Source organism: Bacteroides reticulotermitis JCM 10512 (assembly GCF_000517545.1).
Classification (GTDB): Bacteria; Bacteroidota; Bacteroidia; order Bacteroidales; family Bacteroidaceae; genus Bacteroides; species Bacteroides reticulotermitis.
The window spans coordinates 1-11,853 of record NZ_BAIV01000001.1; the positions used below are offsets into that span (position 1 = coordinate 1).

General features: G+C 39.7%; 7 protein-coding genes and 3 pseudogenes. 4 read left to right on the forward strand and 6 right to left on the reverse strand.

What is annotated here, in order from left to right; all coding sequences use genetic code 11:
* From JCM10512_RS00005 to JCM10512_RS00030, 6 genes and pseudogenes are all read right to left on the reverse strand, one after another.
* Positions 1–165: DUF4134 family protein (locus JCM10512_RS00005; RefSeq protein ID WP_148298218.1), on the reverse strand; the 165-nt coding region annotated here is incomplete at its 3' end.
* 451 nt (positions 166–616) lie between these two features.
* Positions 617–1,369 (reverse strand): hypothetical protein, encoded by a 753-nt coding sequence (locus JCM10512_RS00010; protein ID WP_004309898.1) that lies wholly within the window; start codon positions 1,367–1,369, stop codon positions 617–619.
* Between the two features lie 4 nt (positions 1,370–1,373).
* On the reverse strand, positions 1,374–1,787 hold the full coding sequence (locus tag JCM10512_RS00015) for a DUF3408 domain-containing protein (RefSeq protein WP_004309899.1): 414 nt from the start codon (positions 1,785–1,787) through the stop codon (positions 1,374–1,376).
* Between the two features lie 11 nt (positions 1,788–1,798).
* Positions 1,799–2,577: pseudogene (locus JCM10512_RS00020) on the reverse strand (ParA family protein).
* A gap of 250 nt (positions 2,578–2,827) precedes the next feature.
* Complete coding sequence (locus JCM10512_RS00025) at positions 2,828–3,055, reverse strand: hypothetical protein (protein WP_004309901.1); 228 nt, start codon at positions 3,053–3,055, stop codon at positions 2,828–2,830.
* Positions 3,052–3,986 (reverse strand): annotated as a pseudogene (locus tag JCM10512_RS00030) (amidoligase family protein). The gene JCM10512_RS00025 and the pseudogene JCM10512_RS00030 overlap by 4 nt, the downstream one beginning before the upstream one ends.
* Positions 3,987–4,271: 285 nt before the next feature.
* Between JCM10512_RS00030 and yfcE the strand changes: the two are divergent.
* The 4 genes and pseudogenes from yfcE to JCM10512_RS00050 all read left to right on the forward strand — a co-directional run bounded on the left by yfcE (position 4,272) and on the right by JCM10512_RS00050 (position 11,810).
* Positions 4,272–4,809: pseudogene (gene yfcE, locus JCM10512_RS00035) on the forward strand (phosphodiesterase).
* Positions 4,810–5,756: 947 nt separating this feature from the next.
* Positions 5,757–6,980, forward strand: a complete 1,224-nt coding sequence (locus JCM10512_RS00040) for a glycoside hydrolase family 88 protein (protein WP_044159176.1) — start codon at positions 5,757–5,759, stop codon at positions 6,978–6,980.
* 113 nt (positions 6,981–7,093) lie between these two features.
* A complete protein-coding gene (locus JCM10512_RS00045; RefSeq protein WP_044159179.1) occupies positions 7,094–11,122 on the forward strand; it encodes a hybrid sensor histidine kinase/response regulator transcription factor in 4,029 nt (1,342 codons plus the stop codon).
* Between the two features lie 163 nt (positions 11,123–11,285).
* Entirely contained in the window at positions 11,286–11,810 is a 525-nt protein-coding gene (locus JCM10512_RS00050; protein WP_044159183.1) for a sigma-70 family RNA polymerase sigma factor, read from the forward strand.
* Positions 11,811–11,853 lie beyond the last annotated feature (43 nt).

Consider the following 11,853-nt stretch of genomic DNA (forward strand, 5'->3'; position numbering starts at 1 on the left):
GAACTTCGAATATACCTTAATGGCACCTATCAGCCCCACAATAGCCCCTGCCGCATATATCAACTTGGTGGCGGGGTCAAAATAACCGGTAAGCATGGATGTGGCCTTTGTTATACCGGCACTTCCGTCCCCTTCGGCATAGGCACCCAAGGTGGAAACAGCTATTCATGCGATAAGAGCAACCGTCTTTTTAAAATGTCTTTTCATATACAATCTAATTTTTTAATGTGAATAAAAACCTTGTTTCAAACAAACCGCAGGAAGTTTCCTGCCTGCGGATTTGTCCTTGCAACCACGATGTCTTTTTAGGATCAACCTGAGTCATAGTAACCAATCATAGATACCTCCGTTTTTAAGGGGTTAATCACTCTTTTAATGTTCGCTCCGGTAAAGGGTAAGGATCAACCGGAATCATAGAAGCCTCTCATATATCTATATCTTCCTTTTAACAGGTTATACACTACGTTTCAAGAACCCGTCCTGCCCGGATCAACCGGAGTCAAAGAAATCTATCATGCTTTTTCGTCTTTTTAGGTTATACATTCTGTTTTAAAACTCGCTGCACCCGGATCAACCGGAATCATAATACTGTCTCATATTCCTTACTTGTTCTATTTTATTGGGGCACATGCTCCGTAATATCAAATTCCCGGAGAATGTCGTCCCTATTCTTTCCAGTCAATAAATGGGGTTCACCCCGGTCTACATACAAACGCATATAGCGTTTCAGTTTATCGCTGCTTCCCAAGACGCTCGCCTGCAGTACCCTTTCCATGTTCGTGCCTTCCAGCTTTTGGAAAGTCTGCCGGGCCTGTTCCTGTTCCGCTTCCGTAAGTTCGTCCGATGCCATTGCTTTCTCAATCATATCCATATCGTCAAAGGTGACACCGGTTGCCCGGTGGGGATTGCTCCGCTGTACGTATCCCGTAATCTCGTAGCGTTCGGGAATCTCCTCTTTTTCTTCACCGGAAGAAGGAGAGGGCTCCTGCATATAATCAATTTCAGGATAATTCAGTTTTTGAAAAAGAGCCGGAACTTCCGGGAATTTCGTATTCTTATCAAGGGGTTCGTGTACTCGGAGAACCGGCTCTGTTTTCTTTTCGGGAGTAAAGGTATCACTCTTTTCTATGCCTGATTCAGGCTGTCCGCTATTGTCATCTATTGTCAGTGAATGTCGCATTTGGTATCGGCTTTTGCCTATTATTCCCGCCTGAGACGGAGCAATTGCCGGATGGATGGCGGCAGGTGCAGTCCGACGTTCCTTCTTGTCCTTTCTGCCTCTCCATGTGAAAATGCTGCCTGTATGCACATACTTTTCAATGCTCAGGTAAGAGGCATAGATGAACAGGATAATAAAAAGGTATTCCATGTCCTTATGATTTTAGTGATTGGTAATACTTCTCCAGCACAGCGTTTATCAATCCGCCGTTCTCTTCGAAATGATGTGCCAGCACCTGGTTTACAAAACCGGCTACGGTCACCTCGCCACGTCCCACCGCCCATACCAAGGAAGAGATGCGGCGATGCAGGTCGGCATCGATATGCAATGATTTACGGGATTTGGTCCTGACCGTATTCAGGAAGGATGCCCTGTAAGCGTCGATTTCCCCGGTGGTAAAGACCGGAGCTTCGCTACTCCCGGCAATCTCCTCTGCCGTATCCTCCGGCTTAGGGGATACACTCGTTGCAGGGGAGTCCGGTCGTATCGTCCCTTTCCTGGCGACAATATCCAATATGGCCTTCTCATCAATGCTCCGAGGGTCAAATTTCTTTTTTCCGCTGTCCATAATTCCTTTTATTATAAGGTATGGGAGGCATCCAGATGTGTTACGGCACATAACTCCTCTATCAGTTCACAGAGACCCGAACCTTTTATCTGGCGGTTGTCGGGAGGGAACAGTGTGGAACGGAAGATACTGTTCTTCAGGGAGCTCAACTCCTTGTTATAGCGTTTGGTATCCGGTATCCGTGACTCCAGCAGGTGTAACTCCGCTTTTTGTATGACACGGTTCCAGGACTCGTAGCTTTCTGTCCGTTCACGCTTGTCGACCATGTTCCAGAAAAGATAGATGCCTTTCAGGTTACAGTTGTGCCTGGCAATCAGTTCTTCCTCCACCACCTCGGCAAACTGGAGGGAACTCTGCATGACGACATTATCGGCCTTTAGGGGGATGAAAATGTAATCTATTGCGGAAATGGTATGGACAACCCCTTCGCTGCGGAGGTTCCCGGAAGGTCGAACAGTACGACATCAAAGACGGCATCCTGCTCTTCGATGTAGCGGTACAGGTCTTCTATCGCTTTCTCCGGATTGCTTTTGATTACCGGATAGGAACGTTTCCGGATTTGTTCATGCTGCCGGTAGAGGGCCACTTTGAGAAAATCACTTTCCTGCACGCTTTCTATGTCCCGGTCACGCATCCGGGAGATGCTGTGCTGGGGGGAGTCGCAATCCACGACACCCACCTTCAAACCTTTCTGGTAGTGAAGGATACTGGCCACCAGAACTGTGAAGGCAGACTTTCCGACTCCTCCTTTCTGGCTGGCAAAGGCAATTAATAACGGTTCTTTTTTCATACGCTTTCTTTATATAATCAGATAAAAATATAATGCTGTAAAACTGTAATGCTTATAATTGTATATCGTTCTACACTGCAAAAGAAAGGAATGCCGGGAAAAGATGAAATACCCTGTCACGGATAGTCATGGATAGTCAGGAATTGACAGGAGGAAACGCCGTCAGGCAGACAGGAAAGGTTGCAATGAAAAAAGAAAAATCCCTGCCTCATCTTTGAAGCAGGGACTAATAATAAAGGAGCGATACCGGTTACCGGACGTAACCGGCGGCTTGCAAGTCCGTCAGGAAATGTTCAGGGGTATCGGTGGCAACTGACACGCCATGCAGCTCCCCGTAACGCCGGGCAAAGTTCTCCATATACTCCTGATCCGTGCAATCATAGTCGAACCGGCTCCCCTCACGGAGCAGCCGGACGAACTCTTCCGGGCTGGCGGCGGTTATCTGACCGCCATCCAGCAAATGATAAGTCTGTATCATACCGCTAACTTTTTAGTTCTAAGTTTAAAAAATAATTTCTGTTTCCCGTCCAGGAAGGGTAACTCCTCCAATGTCATCCGGCTGGGAAGGCTGGATCTTTTCGCAAAGGTAATTAATCCGTTCAAGAACCGGATCCAATTCTCCATCTTTGTGAAATTGGTCGTACCGGAATGCTGGCGGAACTCAACGGTCCGGTGCCTAGAATAAGCCTCAAAATTGACCTTGTGGTATCGGTCATTATTAAAGACCTCCCGCAGGCCGTCTATCGTCCTTACCGATTTGATTCTCTCGTCGGAAACACCGGAGAGGGTTTTGCAGTAGGTATTGTTCCGGCGTGTCCTTGGCATAAAGGCATCAATCAGGTGTTCGAGATGCTTGTAGGTCAAAGTCAGATTCTTCCAGGTGTCCAGATTGAAACCAGCCGCATCCATATGGACATGGAACCCGCAACTGTCATTCACTTTTGCATTACAGATGTCAAGCACCCAGCATACCGTTTCCAGCTCTTTCAGGCCATTCTCACCCACCAGTATCGGGCTGACCAGCTCGAAAGTATTATTTCCCTGCAGGCTGCTGTCCGTCACCAGCTTCCAATGATCCCTGGTCGTGTGGTTATAACCCTCAACGGCAACATGGATACCGGCCTCCCTCAATTCGCGTGCCAGTCTTTCCATATTACAGTTATAGGCTTCAATCTCAATACCGAACTTGTGGGTGAAGGTGTAATCCATCAGGGTGGTGCTGCCCTGTTCAGCAAGACTCCACCTTCTCTTTCAAGCATTTTCTTCTCAACATTATATACAAAACCATAGTTGCCACGTGTCACCAAATCGGCAATTTCCCTGCGCATCAGGCCCAGACGGAGCAGCTGCTCAATCTTGCTCGTCTTGGTGGTACTCTGTTCTAAGATATTTCTAACTTGTTCGTTCATAGCTTTTTATCCTTTATTATTATACCACTAAGGTAGCATAATAAACCCACATGTCATAGTATTAGAAGCCTTATTGTCAGACTGTTAGCTTAGTTTAGCTAAGGCTAAATACCCTTATTTTATGTATCCGATTATAACATTGCAGCAATCTACAAGGACAGCAATACAGCAATCTACAGTTCAGGGAACCTGTCTTTTTTTCTCATCGTTTCCCCGGTTAGGGAGATTAGATAATTATGCTTATTTTTGTGCATTGAAAACTTAACCCGTAACGAATAGATTATGATGAAATACCTGATTGTGTCCGACATACATGGCTCGTTACCGGCACTGGAACAAGTGCTGGCATTTTACAGGGAGCAGCAATGCGGAATGCTTTGTATTTTGGGAGATATCCTGAATTATGGTCCCCGGAACGGGATACCTCAAGGACTTGACCCGAAAGATCGCAGAACGTCTCAATGCGATGGCCGGTGAGATTGTCGCCATCCGTGGAAACTGTGATTCGGAGGTGGACCAGATGCTGCTGGACTTTCCCATCCTGTCCGATTACACCCTGTTGGTGGATAATGGAAAACGTTTCTTTCTCACCCACGGACATATCTACAATGAGGACAGACTGCCGAAGGGAAGGTTCGATTGTCTTTTTTATGGTCACACCCACCGGTGGAAACTTGAACGGACTGAGCATACAGCGGTCTGCAATACCGGCTCCATCACTTTCCCGAAGGACGGGAACATGCCAACATTCGCTATTTACTGTGACGGTACGGTATCCGTTCACCGGCTGGACGGCAGCAGGCTCAAGGAACTTTCTCTCTGATGGGGAATGTATAATAACAGCCTATTATAATTGTAGCCTTTTATAATTGCTTATCCATTATACAAATATAGCAATATCCAAAACGCCAATTATTCAGTTGTCACTGTGTAACATTCCAAGAGACTACAGATATAATAGTATTCGGATTATCCGATTATCAAAATATTCAGTTCTCTGAATATTCAATTATCACGAAAAAGAAGCCATCTGATGTGTCGGATAATCGTAGAATGCTCTACTATTACAGGAAGCTACAGCCTATTCCGCCTCCGGAATATTGGTAAAAAACGCCAACTTTCCTGAAGAAGCAGACCGAAATCGGGAGAGGTTGCCATCGGGAGGGAGGCACCAGTCGGGGCAATCTACAGTTCTACTTAAAAACGTTGTCCCCGTAGAGGGGACAGCAAGTTGTGTTTTCGTTAAACGAAAACGGAACGGTTTAACGGCATCTTGCCGCCAACCATTCCTCTCAGAATATACTCCGAAGTCGCATGAAAACGGAAAGACATACATTAAAAATAATAATCTTATGTTGATATTATAAGAACACGACTTATGTTGACACTGCCACAAACCATGCTTGCTGATTGGTTGTCATTTACTTGTATATTTTTAAAGGTGAATCAGTCTATCGAAAAAAAAACAGGATATTTAACTGTTTGGGGAATAGGAAAATGTCCACTATCCCCAAATACAATAAACAAAAAACATGTAATAATCGGAAGGGGGTAAAGAATACAATGAATAGTGTACTCCTAAAGATGTCCAACTAGGTATATCTATTTTAGGAACATAATATTGAATTAAAAAACACGTAGGCGTAAATCATGTTTTTGATAATCATTATTTCTATTTACTAACGTACAAGTCTCTTTTATCTTAGGGGGATTTTAAACCTGCATCGTACTATTACTGAATGATAATAGTAAAGAATCAAAAGTATAAAAATGAATATAAAGAATTTATTGAGTTGCATGACTTTGAGTTTGTTTGTTTCCTGTACAGCTGGAGATAATTTTGATGTGGATAAAGCACTTAATTACTGCGATACGCAGGTGCATAGAACCTTGAATGAGTTGAGAGCAGCCGGTAAAGGGGAAATAGATTATACTATGATGCCACGTAATATAGAAGATAGTTTGCATACGTGGCATTCCAGAAAAATAAATAGAGAAGAATGGTGCGGTGGTTTTTGGCCTGGTATTTTATGGTATGACTATGAATACACACATAATACTGAAATCAAGAAAGAAGCGGAAAGATTTACAGCCTCTTTAAAATCCATATCTGAGATGTCGGCATTCGACCATGATCTGGGATTCCTCATTTTTTGCAGTTATGGTAATGCATATCGATTGACAAGAAACGAGGAGTACAAAAAAATCATATTGAATGCTGCGGATACATTAGCGACCCTTTTTCAGCCTCAAGTAGGAACCTTTCTTTCTTGGCCACGCAATGTTGGAATGTTGGGAGGATATAATACTATTATGGATAATATGATGAATCTTGAGATACTGTTTTGGGCAGCAAAAAATGACGGAAATCCTTATTTGTTTGATTTTGCAGTAGAACATGCGGATAAAACCATGAAACACGCTTTCAGACCAGATTATACTTCCTATCATGTTGTTGTTTATGATACGTTAACAGGAAAGTTTCTTCGTGGTGGTACACATCAAGGGTATTCGGATGACAGTATGTGGGCAAGAGGGCAAGCATGGGCTATATATGGTTATACAATGGTTTACCGTGAAACTAAAGATTTCAAGTATTTGGAGTTTGTGCAACAAGTCGCAGATACCTATTTGAGAAGATTACCGAATGATTATATTCCATATTGGGATTTCAATGACCCTGCTATTCCTAACGCACCCCGTGACGCTTCGGCTGCCTGTGTGGTAGCTTCCGCCTTGCTAGAATTATCTACTTATGTGACAGAAGAAAAAAAAACACACTATAAAAATGCCGCAGTAAAAATGCTTAAAGAACTGAGTTCCGCCAATTACCAAAGTAGAAATGGCAAACCGTCATTCCTACTTCATTCTACCGGACATTTACCAGCTGGTTCGGAAATAAATGCCTCCATCATTTATGCGGACTATTACTATATTGAAGCTTTGTTAAGGTTGAAACGAATAGAAGAAAAAACTTTTCCGAAATACCGATAATAGAGATGTACGACGATTTTATAGAACAATATTGTTCAGTCAAATTTTGTTTGAAGAACTTTGTGTGCTTATCATTATTATACGTATATTCGCAATATAGATAAATTACAAATATGCAGAAGCTGAAAGTATTTTTATTGCTATGGATGATTTCAGGAGCAATGAGTATATATGCCCAATATGTATTTCGTCATATCGATGTTACAAATGGGTTGTCTGATAATCAGGTTCGTAGTTTAAGTATGACTCCAGATGGTTTACTAAGTATTCGTACTACAGCTTTGATTAATTTCTATAACGGTGCTAATTTTACCTATCTCCGTCATAATGTTCGTGATACTTATAATTGGAAATATCCAGGAGTTCATAAAGAATACTTTGATACCCAAAGCAGGCTTTGGATGATAGAAGAACATAATTTGTCCTTGTTGGATTTGAAACATAATCAATTTGTTAACAATTTGTCTGCTATTTTTCGTTCTTGGGGTATAGAAACTACGCTGAAAGATTTCTTTGTTGATGCATCCGGTAATTATTGGTGTTTGACAGAGGCTAACTTTTTGTTTTATTATTGTATTAAAACGCAGGATTTGATACAAGTTATTGACGGAAACGATGATTTAATACGTAAACATGGCGTTCCTTGTGAGGTACTGCAGCAAAATGATTCTTGTTGGATTGCTTTGAAAAGTGGGTATCTGCAATGCTGGGATATGAAAAAGGGATGTTTTGTTAAAGAGGATGAGTATCTAATTGGACGCATAAAGAAACAACCTAGACGATTGACGATAAAAAGTACCTCTGACAACGTGATGTGGGTATTATATGATAGAGGAGTATCTTATTGTAATAGGAAGACGGGAGAGTGGAAAGATTTGGATATTCAACTTTCTCCTGATGATTTGTTGACTTCAATGGACATAGATAAAAAAGGGAGGATTTGGATTGGTTCGTCAAAATCTGGTTTACGTATTGTAGAGCCCGGAGTAGCTTCTGTAATACATTTATATGGTATTCCGTTGGTTACAGGTGAGACCATTCATAATGATATTAGTTCTATCTTGGTGGATCCTAATGATGGAGTGTGGATTGGTTTATTTAACCAAGGTGTATGTTATTATCATGAAAGTATGCAAAAGTTTGATTTGGTAAATAAAAGATCAATAGATTTGCCGGATGAAAATATAAAATGTATGTTGGAGGATGTCGGAGGAAGTATTTTGTTGGGTACAACTAAAGGTCTATATCGCTATTTTCCACAGACAAGGACTGTAGAATTAGCATATCCTGAATTGGCTAATGAATTATGTATGAATCTTTATCGTGACAGGCATGGACGTATTTGGCTTGGAACTTTTTTGGGAGGGGTATATTGTATTACAGGTCATACTGTACGTTCTTATAAATATAAAAACATGGATGCTCGTTCTATGCCTAATTACAATAGTGTACGAGCTATGTTTGAAGATGAAAAAGGGCAGATGTGGATTAGTGTTTATGGAGGAATTGGGCGTTTTAATCCTAATGATGGAAGTATTCGTTTACTATCTCAGGAACATCCGGAAATAGATGCATACAAGTTGGTTACGAGTATTTCTATTGGTGAACAACGTTCTATGGTAATGTCTTCGGGCATTGGCCTTTATTATTATTATCCGGAAACAGATCGTGTTTGGATTCCTGAAATAGACGCTCCTGATGATCCTCGTTTTAAGCATAGTAATAAAAAGTATAATTGTATTTATAGAGATAGTAGGGGAATTACTTGGTATGGTACACAAGATGGATTGAATATCTGGAATACGAAATATAAAAAATTAGATACTTTTTATATGGAAGATGGTTTACCTAATAATACGATTCAAGGTATTGTCGAAGATAATGCAGGTGATGTTTGGATTGCTACTGCAAATGGAGTTTGCCGGGTGACCATTCAAGATGAAAATTCGGCTTTTCATTACTCGTTTATGAATTTCACTTTTAATGATGGTTTGCAAGGAGGGGAGTTCTATGAACGTTCCGCTATCAAAGCTGATAATGGGACTATTTATTTGGGTGGAACTCGTGGATTAAATATCTTTGACCCTTCTAAAATAATTTATAATAAAAGTCATAATAATATTTATTTTTCTACTTTGAAACTCTTTAATACTACGATTAAAGAAGATGAAGCTTTTCATGGAAGATTTATTTTAAAGAAACCGATTAACCAAACAGACAGAGTCTTTTTGAGGTATGATGAAAATTTTATTACACTTGAATTTTCTGGTTTGAATTACGTCAATCCTCAGCAAACTTATTATAAATATATATTGCAAGGATTTGATCGTGATTGGACGGAGGTGATGGCTAAAGATGGTTTGGGGCGTGTTACTTATACAGGATTGGCTCCAGGAACTTATACTTTTCGTGTTTATTCAGCTAATAATGATAAGTTATGGGGAGATCAGGCTGGCGAAATAACTTTTGTAATTTCGCCTCCTTTTTGGGCGACAATATATGCATATATAGTGTATTTCTTCTTGTTTATAGCTGCTATTCTGGGAATAATTTGGTATGTAACTAAACGTAATAAAAGGAAGTTAATACTTCAGCAAAAGGAAGAATTAGATCAAATGAAATACCGCTTTTTTACAAATATCAGTCATGAATTTCGTACTCCTTTGACTTTAATAATAACGCCACTTGAAACTATTATAAAAAAATTGAATGATGAAGTATTACAGAAGCAACTGGCTTCCGTGTATCATAATGCTCAAGAGTTGCTTGCTTTAGTAAATCAATTGCTCGATTTTAGAAAATTGGAGATGAAGGGTGAAGAGTTACAACTTACGCACGGTGATATGGTGGAGTTTGTTGAAGGTATTTGTCATTCTTTTGCAGAGATGTCTGCAAATAAAATGATTAACTTGAATTGGAAGACTTCTTTTGAGAATTTATACATGTACTTTGATAAAGATAAGGTACATAAGATTATAAATAATATATTATCTAATGCTTTTAAATTTACTCCGCAAGGAGGAAGTATATGGCTTAATTTAGATAAACGCACGGAAGATGGGGAGGAGGTATTGATGCTTTCTGTTTCTGACACGGGGATTGGTATTCCGGAGAAAGATTTGCCACATATTTTTGATCGTTTTTATCAAGTGACGGATAAACGGAAAGAAGGTAGTCTAGGTAGCGGAATAGGGCTTCATTTAATAAAAGAATATGTTGCTTTACATCATGGTCATATAAAAGTGATAAGCAAGATGGGAGAAGGCACTACATTTACCATTTTTCTTCCAATGGATTTAAGGAATGAAAAAGAGGCAGATGTATTTACCGAGAATGAAAATGTTTTGGTTATAGATTCGCGGAAAGAAAAAATGTCTGTTTCTGATAAGCCAACTTTGCTTGTTGTAGAAGATAATAATGAATTCAGGCATTTTATGGTGGAACAATTAAGTGGGTATTTTCGGGTAATTGACGCTCCTGATGGTGAAGTTGGTGAAAAAAAGGCTTTAGATAATTCCGTTGATTTGATAATTACTGATATTATGATGCCCAAAGTTGATGGATTGGAATTATGCCGTCGTATTAAGACAAATATTCAGACTTCTCATATTCCGATAATATTGCTTACTGCGCGTACTTCAGATGAGAGTCGAATGAGTGGCTATGAGGCTGGTGCTGATGAATACATATCAAAGCCGTTTAATTTTGATATGTTATTATTGCGTATACGGAAATTGGTAGAACAACAGGAACGAAGGAAAGAAGAGTTTCATCGTACTATAGAAGTTAACCCCAGTGACATAACAATAACGTCTTTAGATGAGAAATTGGTACAGAAAGCATTGGAGTGTGTTGAAAGAAATATGGATAATCCGGAATATTCGGTAGAAGATTTAAGTTCGGATGTAGGCATGCACCGTATGAATCTTTATCGTAAACTGCAATCAATAACAGGACAGACTCCAACGGAATTTATTCGTAGTATTCGTTTAAAACGGGCTGCCCAACTTTTAGTCAAAGGGCAATTATCTGTTTCAGAAGTAGCAGATAGGGTAGGATTTAATACCCCCAAATATTTTACGAAGTATTTTAAAGAGATGTTTGGGGTGACTCCTTCACAATATACAGATAAAGAAGAATAAAGTTGATAGGGTTATAATGTAACAAAAGAAGGACTATATCCTTTTTTGTAAAGCTGTGCTTTGTATATTGTTACCAATTATCCCTATTCCTGTGACTAAACATACCAATAGCTTATCTCTTACTGCTTTATCTTTGCGACATATTGCTAAAAGAGAAAATGCTATGGATAGACAGACTAATAAAACAACGGAGAATTTTGATAAATATTATCAGATGTATTTCTTGCAAGTGACACGTTTTGTCGCAGCTCGTATTCCGCATACTTATGAAGCAGAAGATATTGCGCAAGATGTCTTTGTCCGTATGTTGGATTATAAGGAGTTGATACGCGAAGATACGGTGAAATCTTTTCTATTTACGATAGCATTTAATTTGATTACGGATAATCTTCGTCGTTATTATAAGAAACAAGAAATAACTTCATATATTTATGATACGGTTAGTAGTGTAACCTCGCAAACCTATAATACAGAAGAAGCTGTTTTGTATAGTGATTTGCTTTATCATATAAATCGTAAGATAGCTTCATTCCCTTTGAAACGTCGTAATGTATATATAATGAGCTTTTATAAAAATATGTCTATTGCTGATATCGCATCAGAATTATCTGTTAGTTATAAAACGGTAGAGAATCATTTGTTGACATCTAGAAAAATGATGCGTGTCTTTCTGAAAGATTGTGTATAGTAATAAGACAGGAAAAGATATAATGGGTGAAAAGATTGTTTTT